This window comes from Thermohahella caldifontis, from assembly GCF_041153465.1.
In the GTDB taxonomy this organism is placed as follows: Bacteria; Pseudomonadota; Gammaproteobacteria; order Pseudomonadales; family Oleiphilaceae; genus Thermohahella; species Thermohahella caldifontis.
The window spans coordinates 719,095-740,929 of the sequence record NZ_CP154858.1 but is presented as its reverse complement, the minus strand read 5'-3'; the positions used below and the strand labels follow the sequence as shown (position 1 = coordinate 740,929).

At 55.7% G+C, this 21,835-nt stretch carries 17 protein-coding genes and 4 tRNA genes; 20 read left to right on the top strand and 1 reads right to left on the bottom strand.

The features are described from left to right. The first annotated feature begins 92 nt into the window (after positions 1-92). The 7 genes from AAIA72_RS03590 (at position 93) to AAIA72_RS03560 (ending at position 2,039) form a co-directional block, all read left to right on the top strand. Complete coding sequence (locus AAIA72_RS03590) at positions 93-953, top strand: DUF2846 domain-containing protein (RefSeq protein ID WP_369602074.1); 861 nt, start codon at positions 93-95, stop codon at positions 951-953. Positions 954-998: 45 nt separating this feature from the next. Next, positions 999-1,223: a hypothetical protein gene (locus tag AAIA72_RS03585; protein ID WP_369602073.1), complete on the top strand. Its 225-nt coding sequence runs from the start codon at positions 999-1,001 to the stop codon at positions 1,221-1,223. Next, a complete protein-coding gene (gene gloA, locus AAIA72_RS03580) occupies positions 1,189-1,572 on the top strand; it encodes a lactoylglutathione lyase (RefSeq protein ID WP_369602072.1) in 384 nt (127 codons plus the stop codon). The genes AAIA72_RS03585 and gloA overlap by 35 nt, the downstream gene beginning before the upstream one ends. Before the next feature lie 127 nt (positions 1,573-1,699). Further along, positions 1,700-1,775: transfer RNA gene (locus AAIA72_RS03575), tRNA-Val, on the top strand. Positions 1,776-1,780: 5 nt separating this feature from the next. Continuing rightward, positions 1,781-1,857: transfer RNA gene (locus AAIA72_RS03570), tRNA-Asp, on the top strand. Between the two features lie 23 nt (positions 1,858-1,880). Then, a tRNA-Val gene (locus AAIA72_RS03565) sits at positions 1,881-1,956 on the top strand. A 6-nt stretch (positions 1,957-1,962) separates the two neighbouring features. After that, positions 1,963-2,039: transfer RNA gene (locus AAIA72_RS03560), tRNA-Asp, on the top strand. Between the two features lie 309 nt (positions 2,040-2,348). On the opposite strand, the gene AAIA72_RS03555 is transcribed toward AAIA72_RS03560, so the two are convergent. Continuing rightward, on the bottom strand, positions 2,349-3,368 hold the full coding sequence (locus tag AAIA72_RS03555) for an AraC family transcriptional regulator (protein ID WP_369602071.1): 1,020 nt from the start codon (positions 3,366-3,368) through the stop codon (positions 2,349-2,351). A 128-nt stretch (positions 3,369-3,496) separates the two neighbouring features. On the opposite strand from AAIA72_RS03555, the gene AAIA72_RS03550 reads away from it, so the two are divergent. The 13 genes from AAIA72_RS03550 to thrS all read left to right on the top strand — a co-directional run bounded on the left by AAIA72_RS03550 (position 3,497) and on the right by thrS (position 21,815). After that, on the top strand, positions 3,497-5,518 hold the full coding sequence (locus AAIA72_RS03550; RefSeq protein ID WP_369602962.1) for an FAD-dependent oxidoreductase: 2,022 nt from the start codon (positions 3,497-3,499) through the stop codon (positions 5,516-5,518). 97 nt (positions 5,519-5,615) lie between these two features. Beyond that, on the top strand, positions 5,616-6,956 hold the full coding sequence (locus AAIA72_RS03545; RefSeq protein WP_369602070.1) for a DNA repair ATPase: 1,341 nt from the start codon (positions 5,616-5,618) through the stop codon (positions 6,954-6,956). A 64-nt stretch (positions 6,957-7,020) separates the two neighbouring features. Then, positions 7,021-7,908, top strand: a complete 888-nt coding sequence (locus tag AAIA72_RS03540) for an NAD(+) kinase (RefSeq protein ID WP_369602069.1) — start codon at positions 7,021-7,023, stop codon at positions 7,906-7,908. Continuing rightward, the gene (locus AAIA72_RS03535; protein WP_369602068.1) at positions 7,908-8,882 is read left to right on the top strand and encodes a metallophosphoesterase; all 975 of its coding nucleotides are present in this window, start codon (positions 7,908-7,910) and stop codon (positions 8,880-8,882) included. Before AAIA72_RS03540 ends, AAIA72_RS03535 begins: the two co-directional genes overlap by 1 nt. Positions 8,883-9,012: 130 nt before the next feature. Then, positions 9,013-9,774, top strand: coding sequence for a rhomboid family intramembrane serine protease (locus tag AAIA72_RS03530; protein ID WP_369602067.1), 762 nt, complete (start codon positions 9,013-9,015; stop codon positions 9,772-9,774). A 65-nt stretch (positions 9,775-9,839) separates the two neighbouring features. Then, positions 9,840-10,196, top strand: a complete 357-nt coding sequence (locus AAIA72_RS03525; RefSeq protein ID WP_369602066.1) for a YeaC family protein — start codon at positions 9,840-9,842, stop codon at positions 10,194-10,196. Beyond that, on the top strand, positions 10,114-10,917 hold the full coding sequence (locus tag AAIA72_RS03520; protein ID WP_369602065.1) for a DUF2797 domain-containing protein: 804 nt from the start codon (positions 10,114-10,116) through the stop codon (positions 10,915-10,917). Before AAIA72_RS03525 ends, AAIA72_RS03520 begins: the two co-directional genes overlap by 83 nt. Before the next feature lie 16 nt (positions 10,918-10,933). After that, the gene (gene pepN / locus AAIA72_RS03515; protein ID WP_369602064.1) at positions 10,934-13,588 is read left to right on the top strand and encodes an aminopeptidase N; all 2,655 of its coding nucleotides are present in this window, start codon (positions 10,934-10,936) and stop codon (positions 13,586-13,588) included. A 125-nt stretch (positions 13,589-13,713) separates the two neighbouring features. After that, positions 13,714-15,111, top strand: coding sequence for a DUF1329 domain-containing protein (locus AAIA72_RS03510; protein WP_369602063.1), 1,398 nt, complete (start codon positions 13,714-13,716; stop codon positions 15,109-15,111). A gap of 181 nt (positions 15,112-15,292) precedes the next feature. After that, positions 15,293-16,360: a WD40/YVTN/BNR-like repeat-containing protein gene (locus tag AAIA72_RS03505; RefSeq protein ID WP_369602062.1), complete on the top strand. Its 1,068-nt coding sequence runs from the start codon at positions 15,293-15,295 to the stop codon at positions 16,358-16,360. A gap of 59 nt (positions 16,361-16,419) precedes the next feature. After that, on the top strand, positions 16,420-18,810 hold the full coding sequence (locus AAIA72_RS03500) for an RND family transporter (protein WP_369602061.1): 2,391 nt from the start codon (positions 16,420-16,422) through the stop codon (positions 18,808-18,810). A gap of 17 nt (positions 18,811-18,827) precedes the next feature. Then, positions 18,828-19,817, top strand: a complete 990-nt coding sequence (locus AAIA72_RS03495; RefSeq protein WP_369602060.1) for a TAXI family TRAP transporter solute-binding subunit — start codon at positions 18,828-18,830, stop codon at positions 19,815-19,817. A gap of 87 nt (positions 19,818-19,904) precedes the next feature. After that, positions 19,905-21,815: a threonine--tRNA ligase gene (gene thrS, locus AAIA72_RS03490; protein ID WP_369602059.1), complete on the top strand. Its 1,911-nt coding sequence runs from the start codon at positions 19,905-19,907 to the stop codon at positions 21,813-21,815. Positions 21,816-21,835 lie beyond the last annotated feature (20 nt).

The following is a 21,835-nucleotide window of genomic DNA, read 5'->3' as shown; positions in this document are numbered from 1 at the left end:
GGTTTCGGAAGGCCTCCAAAGGGTGCGCCATGTCTCACCGCAGTGACACGGAAATGGCTAACATGAAGACCTTATCAGGAGGAAAACGGTACATGCTGAATGCGCAAGTCAGACTGCACGGTCTTCGGTTTTTGATCATGGGCTGCCTGGCATTGATGCTCGGTGGCTGCAAGATTTATCAGTCCATTGGCAAGAGCGTCGGTGGATTCGTTCATCCGGTTAACGGGCAGTACTTTGTACACATCCCCAATTCCGAGTGGAAACAGGACAGGGAGGCGCTGCTCTATTTTTATCGGCCGGCTTCCGAGTGGGCAGGCGACGAAATCGAGTCGCCCAGCGTGTATGTGGATGATACGCATTACTTCAACCTGCGTTCCGGTGCTTATACCTGGCTGATCGTCGCGCCCGGAAAGCGCCATATTGCCATGAGGCGGCCATTGCTCGGACTGGAAGGGCTCAATGACATCTCCCTTGACCTGATCGTGGATCAGGATCTTGAAGTGGAGCCGGGAAAGGTCTATTACCTGAGGTATTCGGAAGTGGATGAGCCGGAACTGAATCCGGAGCTGCCATCCGATGACCCGTGGCAAAAGGGTGACCTGCGTCTGGTGGACAATCAGTGGGCGCTCACCGAAATCGTCGATACCCGGTTTCTCAAGAGTGACATGGTGGCACCCAACCATGCGGCCACGCGTATCGTCAAGGAGAACCTGGCATACAGTTTCGAGCGCCGCCGTGAAGAGATCGCCAAATTGCGGGAGGAAGAGCTGGAAAGGCTCAAGGCGCAGGGCAATTACCGGAAAGGCAACTGGTGGTGTGCGTACCTCTGTGGTGGCGGGCCCACCAAACGCCTGGAAGCAGACCGGCTGGAGAAAGAGCTGGAGCAGGATATCAAGCAGTATGAGCTTGAGCTGGCAGCCAGCGAGCCGCCGCCATGGTGGCAATTCTGGTAATGGCGCGTGATGCGTGAGCCCTTTTATCGTGTGGAGGAGAGAAGGATGACTTCTGAAGTACGTTCCCGATCAGGTGAAAAGGCCCTGTCAGGTTTGATGAAAGGCATTCGCTCGGGTATTGTTGCCAGGCTCGAGGCCCTGAATCGCAAGCTGGCCGAAGAGTTGATCCCTGAAGACCGGAAGCCTCGCGTCCATGCGCTTCGGCAGTCTTTCAAACCATGCAAGGAGTCACAGTATGCGCCTTCTGCACACCATGATCCGGGTGGGTGATCTGGATCGTTCCATCGCTTTTTATACGGAAGTACTCGGCATGCGCCTTCTGCGGCGCAAGGATTATCCGGAAGGCCGGTTTACGCTCGCATTTGTCGGCTACGGTGACGAGAGCGATCATACGGTCCTGGAACTGACCTGGAACTGGGATACGGATCATTATGATCTGGGCAATGGTTTCGGGCATATCGCCATAGAAGTTGATGACGTTTATGCTGCCTGTGAGGATATTCGTCAGCGTGGCGGTGAGGTGGTGAGGGAGGCCGGCCCCATGAAGCATGGTACGACCATCATCGCATTTGTCCGTGATCCGGATGGCTACATGATTGAGCTGATAGGCAAAAAGTAGTCAATCTGGTTGCCTGTTGAACGATTTGATCCCGAATCAGTTTTTTTAAGAAAAAAGCGCACGAAGGATTTGACAGCCCGGATTAAATCGTTAAAATGCGCAGCTCAATCAGGGACGTGATTGAAACGGGTGGTTAGCTCAGCTGGGAGAGCATCTGCCTTACAAGCAGAGGGTCGGCGGTTCGATCCCGTCACCACCCACCAAAAGCGGAGCGGTAGTTCAGCTGGTTAGAATACCGGCCTGTCACGCCGGGGGTCGCGGGTTCAAGTCCCGTCCGCTCCGCCACTTCAATCGCCTGATGGTTCAATGGGTGGTTAGCTCAGCTGGGAGAGCATCTGCCTTACAAGCAGAGGGTCGGCGGTTCGATCCCGTCACCACCCACCAAAAAGCGGAGCGGTAGTTCAGCTGGTTAGAATACCGGCCTGTCACGCCGGGGGTCGCGGGTTCAAGTCCCGTCCGCTCCGCCACTTCCTTCCTCATAGCCATTTTTTTGTTCCTGTCAGTTTCTGTCTTGGTCAGCCTGCGCACATCCCAAGCTTGCCGACATTATCGTTCGTCTTCGCACAGTCTCTGCAATAGTTGCCGGATATCACCTCGTCACAGAAATGTCATCGGTTGGGGGTAACCTTGCCCGTATGATATTGAGCGCCGGGGGCGACGGATATGGAACTTGAAGAAGAACTCAGATTGGAAGCGGGTGGATTTGGGGAAGTTGGATGTGACGAAGATCCCATGTGCCCGGATGATGCCACGGAGATGTAAAAAGGCTCTCAGCCTCAGTGCGGCTGTCGTTGCGACCGGTACAGTTTCGGGGTTAGGCCGAACCATCGTCTGAATGCGCGGAAAAACGCCGGCGGTGAAGCGAAGCCCAGACGATAGGCAATTTCTGACATGGTCAGGTCCGTGCTCTTGACGTATGTCTCGGCAAGATCCTTTCTCACCGCATCCACTATTTCCTGATAGGTAATCCCTTCATCGGCAAGTCTGCGGCGCAATGTCCATGGAGACATGCCAAGCTGTTCCGCGATCTCTTCGAGTCTGGGGGGCCCGCCATTAAAGCGGGAAAGTGCGGCCTTGGCCACGCGCTCCCGGTATGCCGACTCCCTGTCCAGTTTGTTCAGCTCCTCGTGACACCATTGTACTGACAGGTTGTGTACGGCCGGGTTGTGGGTGCAAAGTGGCCATTGTGTGGCACGCCGCCTGAAAACCACCGCATTACGTTTGGCGCCAAAGCGGATGGGGAAGGGCAGGTGTTCCGCATAGCGATCAGCGTAGTCCGGTCGTTCAAACTCTATTTCAGCATGATGAACAAGATCTGTCTCCCCGGTTGCCGTCAACGCCAGCTGATACCAGGAGGCCAGGATACAGTCCACGACAAAACGGTTATAGTCGTTGTAAGGCGTGAGGGAGTAGAAGCGTGCAAGACCACGACCATTTTCTTCGCTGTAATGACTGTGGCCCTTTCTGTTCTTGCTGCCCAGACGCTCGAAATTGATGGCAACACGCATAGCCTGCCCGAGTGTCGGGGCACTCATGGCGGCCAGGCCGACGGGGCCCAGATCGGACCAATGGGTGATCCGGCCTGTGATCAGGCCAATATCCGGCCGCCCGGTCAAGGTCATCAGGTCGTGACCGATACGCATGAATCGTGGGATACTCAGCCTGAAGCCGGGCTGGGCACGTTTTTCCCGGTCAAGACCGTAGCGAGCCAGAACCGGCTCCGGATCATGTCCCAGGGCCAGCACCGCGCGCTGCATCGTCAGGACAAAACTGACACTGATATCACCCAGTTCCATGTGTACTTATTCAGGGTTAGTGAATTGTAAGGAAATGATATTGTTGTCCGCGACCGAATGCACTACTTTTTAGCGCAATCACACCAAAAAGAACGGAGAGAATGCTGATGAGTACCGAATATCCTGGGATCAAAAAGTATCCGCATTTGCTGTCTCCCCTTGACCTCGGATTCACCACGCTGAAAAACCGGGTCCTGATGGGATCCATGCATACCGGCCTTGAGGAGACCAAGAACGGTTTCCAGCGTATGGCCACCTTCTATGCCGAGCGTGCGCGCGGCCAGGTCGGACTCATCGTGACAGGGGGCATTGCACCCAACGAAGCCGGCATGGTGGGTCCCGGCGCCGCCCGGATGGAGACGGATGAAGATGCCGAACACCACAAGGTAGTCACTCAGGCAGTACACGAAGCGGGTGGCAAGATCTGCATGCAGATTCTCCACGCCGGTCGCTATGCCTATCATCCCAAGCTGGTTGCGCCGTCGGCCATTCAGGCACCCATCAACCCGTTCCGGCCCCGTGAACTGACTACTGAAGAGGTCTGGGGCGAGATCGAAGCCTTCGTCAACAGCGCCGAAAAGGCAAAGCAGGCGGGTTATGATGGTGTGGAGATCATGGGCTCCGAAGGCTACTTCATCAACCAGTTCATCGTCTCCCATACCAATAAGCGTACCGACGAATTTGGTGGCAGCTACGAAAACCGGATCCGGTTACCCATCGAGATCGTCAGGCGTACCCGCGAGCGTGTAGGCGAGAACTTCATCATCATTTATCGCCTGAGCATGCTCGACCTGATTGAGGATGGCAGCAGCTGGGAAGAAATTGTGCAGCTGGCAAAGGCCATCGAAGCGGCAGGTGCCACCATTATCAACACGGGTATCGGTTGGCATGAAGCGCGCGTACCCACCATTGCCACCATGGTGCCCCGGGCGGCCTTCACCAAGGTGACTGCCAAGCTCAAGGGAGAGGTTTCCATTCCGCTGGTTACCACCAACCGCATCAACATGCCTTCCGTGGCGGAAAAGGTACTTGCAGACGGCGATGCCGACATGGTCTCCATGGCGCGTCCCTTCCTGGCAGATCCGGAACTGGTGCTGAAAGCGATGGAGGACCGTGAGCCGGAAGTCAATACCTGTATCGCCTGTAATCAGGCCTGCCTCGATCACACCTTCCAGATGAAGCTGACATCCTGTCTGGTCAACCCGCGTGCCTGCCATGAAACGGAACTGCAGTATACCCCTGCCGCAGAGCGCAAGAAGATCGCGGTAGTCGGCGCCGGTCCTGCAGGTCTGGCCTTCTCCACCATTGCCGCCCAGCGCGGACATGAAGTGCACCTGTTTGAGTCCAGCGACCAGATTGGCGGGCAGTTCAACGTGGCCAAGCGGATTCCGGGCAAGGAAGAGTTCAACGAAACGCTGCGCTACTTCTCCGTCATGATCGAAAAAACCGGAGTCAAGCTGCATCTGAACACGCGCGTGGATGCAGAGCAGCTGGCGGCCGGTGGATACGACGAGGTGGTTCTGGCCACGGGGATCAAGCCGCGTACGCCGGACATTGAAGGTATCGACCATCCCAAGGTAATGGGCTATCTGGACTGCCTCCTGGAACGCAAGCCGGTCGGCAGGAAGGTGGCCATTGTTGGCGCGGGCGGTATCGGTTTTGATACAGCGGAATACCTGACTCATGAGGGTACCTCACCGAGCCTCTCGCCGGAGCTGTTTGCAGAGGAGTGGGGGGTTGATCTGTCTCTCAGTCATCGCGGCGGTCTGAAGCCACCGCATCCGCACCCGTCTCCCCGTCAGGTCTATCTGCTGCAGCGCAAGACCTCCAAGGTGGGCAAGAACCTGGGCAAGACCACGGGCTGGATTCACCGCGCTTCACTCAAGATGAAAGGGGTGCAGATGATGGGCGGATGCGAGTACGTGCGCATTGATGACGAAGGTTTTCATATCAAGGTCAACGGCGAACCCCGAACCCTGGACGTGGATAACGTGATCATCTGCGCCGGTCAGGATCCGCTTCGCGAGCTGGTCGATCCGCTGGAGGCCAAAGGTTTCAAGGTTCACCTGATTGGTGGTGCGGATGTTGCGGCCGAGCTGGATGCCAAGCGTGCCATCAACCAGGGCGCGCGTCTGGCTGCCGAAATCTGATCCCAACAGGGATAGGCGGAAAGGCCCGGGGCAACACCCCGGGCTTTTTTGTATGCTATGATCAGAAAAAGTCTGACTATGTTCATGGAGTGACTGAATGGCGCGATCACGGGGTGAGTATCAGGCCGTCCTGTTTATCGAGGATCACCGGGTAGTCAAGCAGATGCGGTACTCGGAGTTTGAGGCCATTCTGGATGGCATGATCGCCATGGGTGACTGGCGTGACACCGATGCGCACGTCGTTTATGTGGAAATGGATACGGCGCTTCGCCCGACAGCGCTGGTCTTCTTTACCCTTTACTTTGACGAAAACGGTCTGGCTGATCCCGAGTGGAACCTGCCATTGCGCCGCTTTGCGCAGATATCCGCATCAGGCCCCGATCTGGGGGCCGGGCCCATTCGCCTCGCATGCCGGAGCCAGTGCGCGATTGACTGGCACCGCAAGGATCTCTGGGATCCGGACATGCGCCCGAACAGCAATCTCTTTCTGGTGATCAGGGATGCCCTGAAACAGAATCGTCTCGGATTTGAGGTGCGGGCACAGGAAACCGAAGATCATGGGGCTCCGGCCGGCATGATTCCCGGGGATGAAGATATCCCCGTGCTCGAGCCCGAGAACATACCTGTGGTCACACCGATTGAGCCTCCGGCCGAAACCGACCCCCATCGCATCAAGCTGGCGCGTCTGATCAAGAGTCAGCGGCTGCGTATCCGGACGCTGGAATCCGAAATCGAGGAGGTCAGGCAGGAGGCGGCCCGCAAGCTGTCACTGGAAGGCAAGCGATTCCGTCAGCGCATACTGGATCTGGAGCAGGCACTCAAGCGACAGCAGGTACTCAATGAGCAGCTTCAGAAGAAACTGTCCAAACGCAATGAGCAGTTTCTGAGTCTGCAGAATGAACTGACCGCACAGCGCAAGCGGATCAATGCCTTGCAGACCGAACTTGAACAGTCCATGAGCTCCGATGCCGTGCAGCAGATGCAGGAGCGTATTGCTGCCGAGCTGACGATCGTCAAGGAACAGCTTGAACGCAAGGACCGCGAGTTGTATTACCGGACGGAGCGCGAAGAGCAATTACGGGAAGAAGTCAGACAACTGAAGGAAGAGCTTGCAGCAAGGGATGGCGAGGACAAGCTCCGCAAGCTGGCAGAACTGGCCGTGGTCATGGTGGCCTATCATCCGGGCGCAGGTCATATCACTTTGCCATTGCATGACGTGGATCGCTATATTGCCAACCCGATGGCTTATGCGGCCGAAAAGTGTTTCGTTTCCGAAGAGGTTTATCGGCTGTGGCTTGAGCACTATGAGAACCCGGTGTGCATCCACCAAGATGCTTCCGGCGAGCCATGCAACACCTCCATCGAGGCCGTGGCAACCCCGGCAGATTTTGTGCCGGGCGTGAGTGACCGTTGTGCGGTTCACCAGAATACGGCCTGATCCATTCACTTTCAGAAGCGGGCGGGCTACCATACCTGCCCTCTGACATGATTGGCATGAATTCATGGATACATTCAAGAATATCGGTCTGATTGGCCGCCTCGGCAGTGTCTTGGTGGTCGAAACACTGAGGCGACTGAAACAGTATCTGACCTCCAATGGCTATCATGTCATTCTGGAGGAAGATACCGCTGAAGTCCTTCCGGGGCATGGCCAGCAGGTTGCCAGCAAGCGGATGCTCGGGGAGGTCTGTGATCTGGTCATCGTTGTCGGAGGCGATGGCAGTCTGCTGGGCGCGGCACGGGCCCTGGCAGGCCACAATGTTCCGGTGCTCGGCATCAACCGGGGGCATCTGGGCTTTCTGACGGATATCTCGCCGAATGAGCTGGAAGAGAAGGTCGGAGAAGTGCTGGCAGGTCAGTACATCGAGGAATCCCGATTTCTGCTGGATGCGTACGTCAAGCGTAATGGCAGCCCGGTCGGTTACGGGTGTGGCCTCAACGATATCGTGTTGCATCCGGGCAAGAGCACCCGAATGATCGGCTTCGATCTCTATATCGAGGGTCAGTTTGTCTACTCCCAGAAGTCCGACGGCCTCATTGTGGCCACGCCGACCGGCAGCACTGCCTATGCGTTGTCCGCAGGTGGCCCGATCATGCACCCGGCACTGGACGCCATCGTATTGGTTCCCATGTTTCCGCATACACTCAGCAGCCGCCCCATCGTGGTCAATGGCAATAGCGAGATCAAAATTGTCATCGGTGATGCCAACGAGATATATCCTCAGGTGAGCTGCGATGGCCAGACTCAGATTACTGCGGCACCTGGGGATGTGCTCACCATATTCAAGAAACCGCACAAACTGCGGTTGATCCATCCGGTCAGTCACAATTTCTATGAAATCTGCCGCGACAAGCTGAAATGGGCTGCCACGCTCGGAGGAGATGCGTGATGAGCGACGGCCAGCGCTTTGAAGGTTACGACATCATAGGTGATGTACACGGTTGCGCACTGACACTCAAGGCCCTGCTGCATAAGCTCGGTTATCAGGAAAGCATGGGCATATACGGCCATCCAGCGCGACAAGCCATTTTCGTGGGTGACATCATTGATCGCGGACCACGTATTCGCGAAGCGTTACGTATCGTCAGAGGTATGGTCGAAGCGGGTACCGCTCAGATGGTCATGGGTAATCATGAATATAACGCACTGGGCTACTGTACCCGCGCCCGGCCGGGTAGCACACGAACATACCTGAGAGAGCACACGGCGCGGCATACACGTACCATCTCCGCGACACTGAAACAGTTCGAGCACCACGAGGAAGAGTTTCAGTCGTATCTTGACTGGTTCCTGACACTGCCTTTGTTTCTGGAGTTGCCGGGATTCCGTGTCGTGCATGCCTGTTGGGATGAAGCGTTGATTCAGGCATTCCGGGAGAAATACGGACGCAATACGATTGACATGGACTTTCTCCACGACTCCAGTGTACACGGAAGCTTTGCCGGGAAAGTCATGGATCGCCTGCTGCGCGGAACCGATCTTCGGCTACCGGAGGGTTTCGTGATCAAAGGTGGGGACGGCTACACCCGGAATGCCTTCCGGACCCGGTTCTGGGCCAGCAATCCCCGAACCTACCAGGACGTGGTGTTCCAGCCTGACGGATTGCCGGAGCCCTTGAGAAACCGTCTGCTCACACAGGAGGAGAAGTCACGCTTGCTCAGCTACCCGGAGAGCGCACCTCCGGTTTTTGTGGGGCACTACTGGCTGTCCGGAACCCCTCGACTGTTGAGATCCAATGTAGCCTGTGTGGACTATAGTGCCGTCAAATACGGCAAGCTTGTGGCCTATCGGTTTAACGGGGAAAAGACTCTGACAAACGACCATTTTGTCTGGGTTGACGTGGAGCGCACCAGCGGTGAGTGAATGGGTGTGGCGGAACGGGGTGTTGAGCCGGCCTGCTGGCCCGGAGATGCCCTCTCCTGAGGGACTGGAATATCTTCGCAGACAAGGCCTGGATATCCGGGTTGTGGAGTCGCCCAAAGGGGCCATGGTTATGGTCTTTCACGTGCCTGAAAGTCAGGCAGATGCGGTCGCGGCTTGGCTGGAACAGCAACTTTCCGCACCTCATGTATCCCATGACCCTGAAGGCATTTCCTCCCACGTCAGCAGGGCCTCAAGGGGTGTGCCACCGGTAACGGGTTTCTGGCTGGGCGTCATTGTCGTGTCGGGGCTGTGGTTGCTTGCCGGATTCTCGGAGCCTTGGGACTGGATGATTGTCGATCCGCGTTGGTGGGATGTCGATTCTCCGGGAGCCCGTTGGTTGGCAATTCTGGAGACCTTGGGTATGGGGGAGGTCTGGCGTCTGATCTCACCTGTCTGGCTTCATTTCTCATTGGAGCACGGACTGTTCAATATGTTAGCGTTGTACATTTTGGGCGGACCGCTGGAACGTTATCTCGGCAGTGTCCGCCTCATGGCTTCGATTATCGCGATCGGTGTCGTGTCCAATGTTCTCCAGGCCCTCACGGGGCCGATCACCTTTGGTGGCTTTTCGGGGATCAACTACGGGTTAATGGGAATGGTTTGGGTGCTCAAGCGATCTGACGAAGCCGGGCATTTTGCGGGCATACCGACATCTTTGATATATTTCTCGGTCTTTTTCGCTTTTCTGGGGCTTACGGGCATGACTGACGCGGTCGGTCTGAATATGGCTGACACGGCTCACTTTTCCGGACTGGCAACAGGTAGCGTGCTGGGTGTGTTATTTCGCACAAAAAAAGGGGGCAAAGCCCCCGAAAGCTGTGAAGTACCCTGATGAGAGAGTGTGTGGGATCAAACACACGCCACCAATGATAATGATTTGCATTTGCAGAGTCAACCATGAATGAACAAATTTCTTCACTGATCAAAAACATCACGCCCGAGATCTACCAGCGTCTCAAACAGGCACTGGAATTGAGCAAGTGGCCGGATGGAACGCGCCTTACCGAAGAGCAGAAGCATCACTGCATGGAAGCCATTCTGTTATATGAACACGCACAGGGCGTACCAGAAACCCAGCGCACCGGCTACATCGACCGGACAAAGCCCACACCCTGCTCCGGCAAGGTGACGGATAACGGGGGGCAGGTGAGTGGACGCCCGGAGAGGATGCATGACCGGGCAGGGCACCTTGCGCAAGATGCACATTCTGCCGGAGGAACCGTGCCGCTACTCACTACGGATCGGAGAGGCTGAAATTCCGCTCAACGAATGCCTCGGGCACACTGTCCGGCTGCACTTTACCGGCCGCATCGAATGTGTGGCCTGTGGCCGGCCTACCAAAAAGAGCTTCGCTCAGGGTCACTGCTATCAATGCTTCAGATCCCTTGCCGCCTGTGACCGTTGCATCATGAGTCCTGAACTTTGCCATTTTGACAAGGGAACCTGCCGAGAACCGGAGTGGGCAAAAAACCATTGCATGACCGGGCACAGTGTCTACCTGGCCAACAGTTCCGGGCTCAAGGTCGGTATTACGAGGAGCACCCAGATCCCGACACGCTGGCTGGATCAGGGGGCGACCCAGGCGATAGAGCTGCTCCGGGTGACACAGCGCTTCCATGCAGGGTTGATAGAAGACAGGTTGCGAGCCATCCTCAACGACAGAACATCCTGGCAGGCCATGCTCAAGGGGACTGCCGAAACGCTGGACCTGCAGGCACAGCGTGACCGGGTATTGTCCTGGCTCGAAACCGAAGGGCAGGATCTGCCGGCATGGCAAAAGGCCGGGACGCCGGCCGCACAGTTTGTGTATCCGGTTCTGGAATGGCCGGAAAAGGTCCGGTCCATCAACGCCGAAAAGACACCGGTTGTCGAGGGGACGCTGCTGGGCATGAAAGGGCAGTACCTGATCTTGTCAGGTGGTGTAATCAATATTCGCAAGTACAGCGGATACGAGGCCACCTGGACATCAGTTTGAACGAGGAGAGTTTCGAATGAAAGATGCGCAACCGAGAACCATCTGGCTCAAGGACTACCGGCCACCGGCATTTTTGATCCCGCAAACGGAACTTGTCGTCCGTCTTCATGATGATTATGCCGAAATTGAAGCGCGCCTGCACATCACGAGAAATCCGGCGTCGGAAACGCGACCCGATCACCTCAGACTGGATGGTGAAGAGCTCGAACTGCTGACCATCGCCTTGGATGACCAACCCCTTCCGTCCACCGGCTGGACCGTCACGGCAGACTCCCTGGTGGTTTACAACATCCCAGACACATTTGTATTGACGACCCGAAGCCGGATCAGGCCTCAGGACAATACCCGGCTTGAAGGTCTGTACCGGTCAGGGAAAATGTTCTGTACCCAGTGTGAGGCGGAAGGCTTCCGGAGAATTACCTGGTATCTGGATCGTCCCGATGTGCTCTCAGTCTTCACGACGCGTATCGAGGCCGACAGACGGACCTGTCCTGTCCTCCTGTCCAACGGAAACCCCATCGGTACCGAAGAGCTGGAAGGTGACCGGCATGCCGCGACCTGGCACGACCCGTTTCCGAAACCCTGCTACCTGTTTGCACTGGTAGCCGGTGATCTGGTCGCCAGGACGGATCACTTCACAACCTGTTCCGGGCGAAAGGTCACGCTCAATATCTACGTGGAGCCCGAGAATATCGACAAGTGTGACTTCGCACTGGATGCCCTGAAGCGTGCCATGCGCTGGGATGAAGAGAAATATGGCCGGGAATATGACCTGGATCTGTTCAATATTGTCGCCGTCAATGACTTCAACATGGGGGCGATGGAGAACAAGGGTCTCAACATCTTCAATTCCTCCTGTGTACTGGCCCGGCCGGATGCCACCACGGACGAAGGTTTCGAGCGCATCGAAGCCATTATTGCCCATGAATACTTTCACAACTGGTCAGGCAACCGGGTCACCTGCCGGGATTGGTTCCAGCTGAGCCTCAAGGAAGGATTTACGGTCTTTCGTGATGCCCAGTTCACGGCTGACATGCATTCGCCGACCGTGAAGCGCATTGATGATGTGAATCTGCTCAGAAGCGCCCAGTTTGCGGAAGACAGCGGACCCATGGCGCACCCCGTCCGGCCCGATAGCTACATCGAGATTTCCAATTTCTACACCCTGACCGTCTATGAAAAGGGCGCTGAAGTGGTGCGGATGCTGCATACCCTCCTTGGGGCCGCGCTGTTCCGCAAGGGCACCGATCTGTATTTTGAACGCTTTGATGGCCAGGCTGTCACCACAGATGACTTTGTGGCCTGCATGGAGGAAGTCTCCGGACGGGACCTGACCCAGTTCAGGCGCTGGTATACCCAGGCCGGCACACCTCGACTGGGGGTCACGGATGAGTGGGATCCGGTGACCGGCACCTATACGCTCAATTTCCGGCAGACTTGCCCGCCAACACCCGGGCAGCCGGCGAAGGCGCCCTTCCACGTACCGGTCAGAATGGCCCTTCTGGGAGAGGAAGGCAGGCTGCTGCCGCTTGATGATGCGGGCACGGTTGAAACCTGTATCGAAGTGACCGAGCCGGAGCAAAAGATCGTGTTCCGGAATCTCCCTTCGCGTCCTGTCCCGTCTCTTCTGCGAGAATTTTCCGCGCCGGTGATGCTGGAGTACGACTGGTCTGAAGATCAGTTGACCCATCTCATCCGCTTCGACACGGATGGTTTCAACCGCTGGGATGCCATGCAGACACTGGCTATTCAGACCATTCGCGCCTTATTGGAAAAAGACAGCGCACGGTCAGAGCATCTGTTGGCAACCTGGACCGAAGCGGTGCGTGGCTGCCTGGCCCGGGCAGATGAAGATGCCGCTCTGACAGCACGGCTCATCCAGTTACCGTCGGTGTCCTGGCTGAGAGACCAGTTTGCCCCCTGTGACATTCAGGCGCTGGTTGCCGTGCACGAGCAGGCCGAACTCAGTCTGGCTCAGGCATTGAAAGTGGAGCTTGAGGCGATTTACAGGCGTTACCGGGATACGATTTCCGACGACCTCGGCAGCGAAGCCATGGCAGGCCGTGCCATCATGAATCAGGCCCTGTTGATGTTGGCGGCCGTTGCGCCGCAAACGGTTCTGGAACTGGCCGATGCCCAGATTCAATCCGCCAGGACGCTGTCGTCCGAGCTGGGCGGGCTGAAGGCCATGCTGCGCTGCGGACATTGCGAAAAAACTGACGCAGCAGTCAGCGCCTTCTACAGAAAATGGCAGGGCGATCTTCAGGTCATGGAGTTGTGGTTCAGTGCCCAGGCCGGCGAATCCGCATGGTCTGATCTTGAGCGCATCAGGGAACTGACGCTTCATCCTGCGTTCAGTGACCGTCATCCAAACTCGGTCCGTGCAGTGATCGGACGTTTCGCGGCTGGCAACTGGAAACATTTTCACCGCCAGGATGGCGATGGATACCGCTGGCTTGCCGAGTGGGTCGGGCGTCTGGATCGCCTCAATCCCCAGCTGGCAGCCAGGATTGTGACGCCGCTGACGCAATGGAAAAAGTATGCCGGGCCCTACGCGAAAGGTATGGTTGACGCATTGAAGCGCATCCAGGCTCAGCCCGGACTGTCACGCGATGTATATGAAATCGTCAGCAAATCACTGGCGGATTCACAAAATCGCACTTTGGATTGATAGACATTTTTGAACTCTGAGCTAACCTGTTATAAAGCCGAGAGAATAATGCGAGGCAGGGATGCCTGATGCATAGTCGCGATCTCCAACAACAAACAGATTCTGAACATCACACAGGAACACACATGAAAAAGAAGAACAGTCTACTCAGCGCGTTGCTGGCATCCATTGTCGGGCTGAGCGTGTTGCCGGCACCTTCAGTTCAGGCCGCCGTATCCAAGGCCGAGGCGGACCGACTCAAGAGTGACCTGATGCCCTTTGGTGGCATCCGCAAGGGTAATGGCAAGGATATTCCCGACTGGACGGGCGGCATCACCGAGCCCCCCAAGTCCTACAAGCGGGAAGGGCAGCATCATCCTGATCCGTTTCCTGATGACAAACCGTTGTTCATCATTACAGCCCAGAATCTTGATCAGTACCGGGATTATCTGACGCCCGGTGAAATCAAGATGTTCGAAACCTATCCGACAACCTTCCGGATTCCTGTCTATCCGACGCGTCGGACAACCTCCGCACCGGAATGGGTGTACAAGAATACTTACAATAATGCCATGACTGCCCGTTTGGCAAAGGGCGGGAACGGTATCCAGAAAGCTTATGGTGGCATTCCCTTCCCGATTCTTCACGGTACCGATGAAGAGAAGGGACTCCAGGCGATCTGGAATCACATTACCCGCTGGCGAGGGGTGTTCATCAAGCGGCGTACTGTGGAAGCCACGGTACAGAGGAATGGTGAATATACGCTGGTCAAATCTCAGCAGGAGGTCTTCTTTAATTACTACAATCCGAAGGGTAATGCCAAGAAGCTGAAAAACATTCTGTTCTACTACCTGTCCTTTACCATTTCACCGCCCCGCCTGGCCGGCGGCGCCATTCTGGCTCACGAAACACTGGATCAGGTCAAGGAGCCGCGCAAGGCCTGGGGTTACAACGCCGGTCAGCGTCGTGTTCGTCGTGCACCCAACCTGGCGTATGACTCACCCATCGCCGCAGCGGACAACCTGCGTACGGCGGATGACACTGACATGTATAATGGTGCGCCAGACCGCTACAACTGGTCCTACAAGGGCATAAAGGAAATCTATATCCCCTACAACAACTACCGTATTGCTGAAGCCGGGGTCAAATACAAGGATATTTTGGGTGTGTCTCATATCAACCCGGATCTGACCCGCTTTGAGAAGCATCGCGTGCATGTTGTTGAAGCGAACCTCAAACCGGGCAAGCGGCATATCTACAAGAAGCGCGTATTCTACATTGATGAGGATAGCTGGCAGATTGCACTGGTTGACCAGTATGACAACCGTGACCAGCTCTGGCGTGTCAGCATGGCACTGATCAAGAACTATTATGAGGTGCCGGTCCAGTGGACAGCCATGGAAGTCTTCTATGACCTGCAGGCCCGTCGCTACCACGTTCAGGGCATGGACAGTGAAGAACGCAATACCCGGATCTTCAGTGAGAAGATTCCGTCCCGGCGCTATTTCAGCCCGCAATCACTCAGGCGTCGTGGCGTACGTTGATCAGGAAAACCGCGGACGCACGGAAGCGTCCTGAAAGATGGCTGCCCAAAAGGCAGTGACCGTATTACAAGTGGAGGTCCGAAAACAGCTCATGCGAACGTACATTTCTGGTTTTCAAAAAGCTGCCGCGACGCTTGCACGCCTCGCGGTGTTTGCGTGTCTTGCACTTGCGCAATCTGCCATGGCGTTGACAGATGTGCTTGAAACACCGTCCATGCCGACACTGAAGGCTGCATCCTCACTGCTGACCGATATTGCGCAGGCAGGTAGCCGCCTGGTGGCCGTCGGGCAGAGGGGACACATTATCTATTCGGATGATATGGGCAAAACCTGGGTTCAGGCCAAGGTTCCGGTATCGGTTCTGCTCACTGGCGTGTATTTTGTGGATAGTCGTAATGGTTGGGCAACCGGACATGGCGGGCTGGTGCTGCATACCACAGATGGTGGTGCGACCTGGACGAAGCAGTTTGACGGCAACGAAGCGAATCAACTGGTCATTGCACAGGTGCAGGCACGCCTTGATGCCCTTCAGGCCAAATATGATCAGGCTTCCGAGGACGAGAAGGCAGATCTGGAGTATGAACTTGAAGATGCCCAGTTCGCACTGGAAGATGCGCAGGCAGACGCAGAGACCGGACCTTCAAAGCCATTGCTGGATGTCTGGTTCAAGGATACGAACCACGGTTTTGTGGTCGGCGCCTATGGTTTCTTCTTTGAAACACGCGACGGGGGCGAAACCTGGGAAAATGCTGCACCCCGGATTGAAAACGATGAGCGCTTTCACCTCAATGCCATCGCACAGGTAACCGGTGGCGCGCTCTTTATCGTGGGCGAAGCAGGACAGATTTTCCGCTCCACGGACGAAGGCGCGACCTGGGAGAAACTGGATAGCCCGTATTCCGGGTCACTGTTTGCGGTATCGGGCACCGGCAATGTTAATGAAGTGCTTGTAGCCGGACTGCGTGGTCATATATTTCGCTCGCAGGACCTGGGTCGTACTTGGGAGCGCGTCATGCTGGGGGCTGAACAGACCATTAACAGCCTGAGTGCGGATGGCAAGGGACGCGTTCTGGCCATGGGCAATTCGGGGGTGTGGGCCATGAGCCAGGACTTTGGTGAGACCTTCAAGGTGCATACGCGGGAAGACCGTGAGGCATTGCTGGCCGGCCTGTATTTGCCTGACGATCGTCTGGTATTTGTCGGCGAACGGGGTGTGCGTTTGTTGCGCGGCCTGAGCAAGCTTTATTGATGGTACTGTGAAGAAGAAATTTCAAACTCGTTAACGGACAAGTTTCAGAGGTTGACTGAATGTCAGATTCCATGCATGAAAAGGGCGAACACTACTTGCTGACGCCCAAGGCCGAACCGTTTCTTGAGCGGCTGATTTTCAATAACCGACCCATCATTCTGGTGGCCTTTCTGCTGCTGACGGTGTTCTTCGGCTATCACATGTCCAAAATCAAGCCTGATGCCAGTTTTGAGCGCTTGATTCCGCTGGAACATCCCTATATCCAGAATATGCTCAGGTATCGCTCTGATCTGGAAAACCTGGGCAACGCTGTGCGTATCGCGGTCGCCGTCAAGAATGGTGACATTTTCAACGACGAATACATGTCGGTGCTCAAGGAAATCAACGACGAGATCTTCTTTCTGCCGGGCGTGGACAGATCTCGAGTCAAGAGCGTGTGGACGCCGAATGTGCGCTGGGTTGAGGTCACCGAAGAGGGTTTCCAGGGCGGGACTGTCATCCCGGATGGCTATGACGGTTCGGATTCCAGTCTGGATGCACTTCGTCAAAATATTCTGAGGTCCGGACAGATTGGTCGCCTCATTGCCGACGATTTCAAATCCACCATCATTTATGCACCGCTGCTGGAATCTGATCCGGAAACCGGCAAGCCCCTGGATTACCGGGAGCTGTCCAGGAAACTTGAGATCATCCGGGACAAATATCAGAGCCAGTACCCGAATATCGAAATTCATATTGTCGGCTTTGCCAAAAAGGTGGGTGACCTGATTGAGGGGATTGGCTCCATTGCCATGTTCGCCGTCATCACACTGGTACTGACCACCGTTTTCCTGTTCTGGTACTCCCGTTGCTGGGCCGGTACTCTGACCCCGGTGTTGGCCTCCGTCGTGGCTGTGGTCTGGCAGCTGGGACTGCTCAGGCTGCTGGGTTATGGTCTCGATCCTTACTCTGTGCTTGTGCCCTTCCTGATCTTTGCGATAGGCATTTCCCATGGCGTTCAGATCGTCAATGCCATGGCGCTCGAAACCGCGAAGGGTTTTGATGCCATGACGGCTGCGCGTCTGGCATTCCGCGCGCTTTACATAGCGGGCATGCTGGCACTGGTCAGCGACGCCATCGGCTTCCTGACGCTGCTCCTGATCAAGATTGACGTCATCAAGGATCTGGCCGTTGCTGCAGGCATTGGTGTGGCGGTCATTATTCTGACCAACCTGGTTCTGCACCCGGTCGTCATGTCATACGTAGGTATCAGCAAGGGCGGTGTGCGGCACGTTCAGAATCATACCGAAGAAGCGGACCGGAAGTGGCGCCTCATGTCATATTTTGCGCACCCGTCCGTGGCTCCCATTTCAATCATCATTGCCGTGCTGGGGGCAGGTCTGGGTATTTATTACAAGCAGGGTCTCCAGATCGGTGACCTGGACAAGGGTGCACCGGAGCTCCGTCCCGATTCGCGTTACAACAAGGATAATGACTATGTCATCAGTCATTACAGTACGAGCTCGGATGTCCTGGTCATCATGGTCAAGACCGAACCGGAGAGCTGCACCAGGTACAAGGCGATGGATGCCATTGACCGGCTTCAGTGGGTGCTGGAGAACACGGAGGGTGTGGAGTCCACCGGATCCGTGGTGACGTTCTCCAAGATTGTCACCAAGGCCCTCAATGAGGGTAACTACAAGTGGATGGAGTTGTCCCGCAACGAAAGCTTCATCAACTCCACTATCCGGTCTGCACCCTCCGGCCTGATCAATACCGACTGTTCCATGACACCGGTTGTGGCCTACCTCAAGGATCACAAGGCTACCACGCTGCAGCGTGTTGTCGATGTGGTTGAGAAGTTTGCCCAAGAAGCCAATGTGGAAGGTGTTGAATTCCTGCTTGCAGCCGGCAATGGTGGTGTGGAAGCGGCAACCAACCAGGTCATTGCAAAAGCCAAGGACATGATGCTCGTCTTTGTCTATGCAGTGGTCTCCCTGTTGTGCTTTATCACTTTCCGTTCGCTGCGTGCCGTGCTGTGTATTGTCATACCACTTGGCATCACTTCAATTCTGGCCGAAGCACTCATGACCAAGATGGGAATTGGTGTCAAGGTGGCCACGTTGCCGGTCATTGCGCTGGGCGTGGGAATCGGTGTGGACTACGGCATTTATATCTATACCAAACTGGAGCGCATGATTCTGGATGGACTTAATCTGCAGGAGGCCTATTTCGAAACGCTGCGTTCAACTGGCAAGGCCGTGGCCTTTACCGGTCTGACGCTGGCGCTCGGTGTCGGTACCTGGATATTCAGCCCTATCAAATTCCAAGCCGACATGGGACTGCTGCTGACATTCATGTTCCTCTGGAACATGGTAGGTGCCATCTGGCTGTTGCCCGCTCTGGCAAGGATCTTCCTCAATCCTGACAAGATGCGTGCCAAGGCTGCTGCGGCGGAAGCTGCAGCCTGATGATGGAGGGGCAGGGGATGAAACAGCTCGGAATCAGACAGTTTGTGAGTTTGCTGCTCGGGATTGCAGCCCTGATTCTGGCTGCCTCTGCCGGTGCTGAAAAGCACACCATCAAGCGGGTAATGATTGCAACCGGTAACGAAACCGGAGTGTATTTTCCTGCCGGTGGCGCCATCTGCCGGATGGTGAACCGGAATGCCTCGTCGCTCGGCTTCCGCTGTGCGCTGGAGAGTACTGACGGTTCGACCTACAACCTTGACGCACTGCGGAATGGATACGTGGATTTTGCCATCGTACAGTCAGACTGGCAGTACCACGCATTCTTTGGTAGCGGCCCCTTTAGTGATGAAGGGCCGCACAAGGGGATGCGGTCTGTCTTCTCTTTGCATCCGGAAGCGTTTACTGTCGTGGTTCGAAAAGATGACTCCATACATCAGTTTGAAGATATCCGGGGCAAGCGGGTTAATGTCGGTGGTGTCGGTACGGGGCAGAGGGCGACCCTGGAAGTTCTGATGGAGCAGTATGGCTGGTCCATGAAAGACTTCTCTGAGGCACTGGAGTACAAGGCATCCGATCAGCCCCGTCTTCTGTGTTCCGGAAAAATTGATGTCATGTTGTACGTTGTGGGGCATCCATCCGGAGCAGTGAAGGAAGCCACAACACTGTGTGACAGTGTCATTCTTCCGGTTCGGGGCAAGGTGATAAACAAGCTCATTTCCACCCACAGCTATTATCGCAAGACCATGGTACCGGGTGGCGTCTACCGGAATAATCCGGAAAGTGTCTGGACCTTTGGGGTGGCTGCAACGCTGGTTACTACGGACGCAGTACCCGATGAGCAGGTTTACGCCTTGGTCAAGGCTGTATTTGAGAACCTGGACCTCTTCAGACGCTTGCACCCTGCACTTGCCAACCTCAAACCGGAATCCATGGTTCGTGATGGCCTGACTGCGCCTCTGCATCCGGGAGCCGAGCGATATTATCGTGAAAAGGGATGGATTCGCTGAACGATCCCTTTGCGCCCGGCCTCCTTCCTGTTAGAATCGCCACCCTGTGCAGATTTTGTCAAACATTTTCAGCAGGATAACCAACTCATGCCAGTGGTCACACTCCCGGACGGGAGCCAACGTCAATTTGAAGAAGCCGTCACCGTTGCAGATGTGGCTGCGTCCATAGGGCCCGGGTTGGCCAAAGCAGCCCTTGCCGGAAAAGTGAATGGTCGCCTGGTGGATACCTCATATCTGATCGAAGAGGATTGTGATCTGGCGATCATTACTGATCGTGATCCGGAGGGACTTGAAATTATCCGTCACTCTTGTGCCCACTTGCTTGCGATGGCTGTCAAGCAGCTGTTTCCGTCGGCACAGGTGACGATCGGTCCCGTGATTGAAGATGGATTTTATTACGACTTCAAGTTTGATCGGGCTTTTACGCCGGAAGATCTTGAAAAGATCGAAGCCCGTATGAAGGAGTTGGCCCGTCAGGACATTTCTGTCGAACGCTCCGTAATGGATCGGGAGTCCGCCAGGAAACTGTTCCGTGAAATGGGCGAGGACTTCAAGGTTCGTATCATTGAGGATATTCCCGGAGAGGAAGAGCTCTCGTTCTATCGGCAGGGTGATTTTATCGATCTCTGCCGCGGACCTCATGTGCCGTCGACAGGAAAGATCAAGGCCTTCAAACTCACCAAGGTCGCCGGGGCCTACTGGCGTGGCGACGCCAAAAATGAACAGCTCCAGCGTATCTACGGAACCGCTTGGGCGAACAGCAAGGATCTCAAGGCCTACCTCAAACGTATCGAGGAAGCCGAGAAACGGGATCACCGCAAGATTGGCAAAAAGCTGAATCTCTTTCATATGCAGGAAGAAGCGCCTGGCATGGTCTTCTGGCATCCGGATGGCTGGACGATCTACCAGCAGCTGGAGCAGTACATGCGTCGCCAGCTGGACAAGCATGGTTACAAGGAAATCAAGACCCCCCAGGTGGTCGAACGCACGCTCTGGGAAAAATCCGGTCACTGGGAAAAGTTCAAGGACGAGATGTTCACGACCCACTCGGAAGAGCGGGATTTTGCCATCAAACCCATGAACTGCCCCTGTCATGTTCAAGTGTTCAATCAGGGACTGCGCAGTTACCGTGAGCTGCCCTTGCGGCTCGCTGAGTTTGGCTCCTGTCATCGGAATGAGCCCTCCGGTGCGCTACATGGTCTGATGCGGGTGCGTGGCTTTGTGCAGGACGATGCACATATCTTCTGCACAGAAGACCAGATACAGGAAGAGGTTGCGCGTTTTATTGATTTTCTGCACGAAGTCTACGCGGACTTCGGCTTCAACGAGATCATCTACAAGCTTTCCACCCGGCCTGAAAAGCGTGTAGGGTCAGACGAAATCTGGGACAAGGCTGAAAAGGCGCTTGCAGATGCCCTCAACGCCAAGTCGCTCCCGTGGGAAGAGCTGCCGGGTGAAGGTGCCTTCTATGGTCCCAAGATCGAGTTCAGCCTGAAGGATTGCCTGGGGCGACTCTGGCAGTGTGGTACCATACAGGTTGACTTCAGCATGCCTGGCCGTTTGGGGGCCGAGTATGTTGCAGACGATCAGAGTCGCCGGACACCTGTCATGTTGCATCGGGCCATATTGGGTTCCTTTGAACGTTTCATTGGTATCCTGATTGAGCATTACGAAGGGGCCTTCCCGGTGTGGCTGGCCCCGACCCAGATTGCACTGCTCACAATCACTGACCGGCAGGCAAGCTACGCATCCGAATTGTGTGAAACCCTCAGGAATCAGGGTATTCGCGCCATCGCGGACTTGAGAAATGAGAAGATCGGCTTTAAAATCCGCGAGCATACTTTGTCCAAGGTGCCTTATCTGGCCGTTATCGGGGACAAAGAAGTCGAAAACAGGCAGGTGGCCTTGAGGACACGTACAGGTGAAGATCTGGGTGTCGTCAGCATTGAAGCACTGACCGAGCTGCTCAAGACCGCCATAGACCGTAAAGGTCGTTGATCTGAACTGAAACGGAGAAG

Bases quoted from the DNA above. Each gene is read 5' to 3' on its own strand.
- AAIA72_RS03590 (WP_369602074.1), top strand. From the start codon at position 93: ATGCTGAATGCGCAAGTCAGACTGCACGGTCTTCGGTTTTTGATCATG.
- AAIA72_RS03520 (WP_369602065.1), top strand. From the start codon at position 10,114: ATGACCGGGCAGGGCACCTTGCGCAAGATGCACATTCTGCCGGAGGAA.
- AAIA72_RS03525 (WP_369602066.1), top strand. From the start codon at position 9,840: ATGAATGAACAAATTTCTTCACTGATCAAAAACATCACGCCCGAGATC.
- AAIA72_RS03505 (WP_369602062.1), top strand. From the start codon at position 15,293: ATGGCGTTGACAGATGTGCTTGAAACACCGTCCATGCCGACACTGAAG.
- pepN (WP_369602064.1), top strand. From the start codon at position 10,934: ATGAAAGATGCGCAACCGAGAACCATCTGGCTCAAGGACTACCGGCCA.
- AAIA72_RS03555 (WP_369602071.1), bottom strand. From the start codon at position 3,368: ATGGAACTGGGTGATATCAGTGTCAGTTTTGTCCTGACGATGCAGCGC.
- thrS (WP_369602059.1), top strand. From the start codon at position 19,905: ATGCCAGTGGTCACACTCCCGGACGGGAGCCAACGTCAATTTGAAGAA.
- AAIA72_RS03540 (WP_369602069.1), top strand. From the start codon at position 7,021: ATGGATACATTCAAGAATATCGGTCTGATTGGCCGCCTCGGCAGTGTC.
- AAIA72_RS03585 (WP_369602073.1), top strand. From the start codon at position 999: ATGACTTCTGAAGTACGTTCCCGATCAGGTGAAAAGGCCCTGTCAGGT.
- AAIA72_RS03545 (WP_369602070.1), top strand. From the start codon at position 5,616: ATGGCGCGATCACGGGGTGAGTATCAGGCCGTCCTGTTTATCGAGGAT.
- AAIA72_RS03500 (WP_369602061.1), top strand. From the start codon at position 16,420: ATGTCAGATTCCATGCATGAAAAGGGCGAACACTACTTGCTGACGCCC.
- AAIA72_RS03495 (WP_369602060.1), top strand. From the start codon at position 18,828: ATGAAACAGCTCGGAATCAGACAGTTTGTGAGTTTGCTGCTCGGGATT.
- AAIA72_RS03510 (WP_369602063.1), top strand. From the start codon at position 13,714: ATGAAAAAGAAGAACAGTCTACTCAGCGCGTTGCTGGCATCCATTGTC.
- AAIA72_RS03530 (WP_369602067.1), top strand. From the start codon at position 9,013: ATGGTCTTTCACGTGCCTGAAAGTCAGGCAGATGCGGTCGCGGCTTGG.
- gloA (WP_369602072.1), top strand. From the start codon at position 1,189: ATGCGCCTTCTGCACACCATGATCCGGGTGGGTGATCTGGATCGTTCC.
- AAIA72_RS03535 (WP_369602068.1), top strand. From the start codon at position 7,908: ATGAGCGACGGCCAGCGCTTTGAAGGTTACGACATCATAGGTGATGTA.